Raw genomic sequence first — 255 nt, forward strand, 5'->3', positions numbered from 1 at the left:
TGACATCTTGAGCTAAGGCTTCATCCTCTATTTTGTAGGGCTTAATATATCGAGTGGTTTTACTATGAAGACGCTTTTTCCACTTCTGGATAGTCGTTGGACTGATATCATAGAAAACAGCAGCTTCAGCAAAGGTCATGCCCTCATCTAAGCTTTTTAAGACTTGTTTGCGATAATCTAGGGAGTAAGTCATGGTTATTTATTGTGGTAGTCGTTTAGTTGATTTATTTTATAACATTTTTGTGGTCAGGTGAC

At 37.3% G+C, this 255-nt stretch carries 1 protein-coding gene; it reads right to left on the bottom strand.

The genetic code is table 11. The annotated features are described in order from the left end of the window. Positions 1-193: helix-turn-helix domain-containing protein (locus NJD71_RS13860; RefSeq protein ID WP_319052469.1), on the bottom strand; the 193-nt coding region annotated here is incomplete at its 3' end. Between the last annotated feature and the right edge of the window lie 62 nt (positions 194-255).

Source organism: Psychrobacter sp. PP-21 (assembly GCF_033790785.1).
Taxonomy (GTDB): domain Bacteria; phylum Pseudomonadota; class Gammaproteobacteria; order Pseudomonadales; family Moraxellaceae; genus Psychrobacter.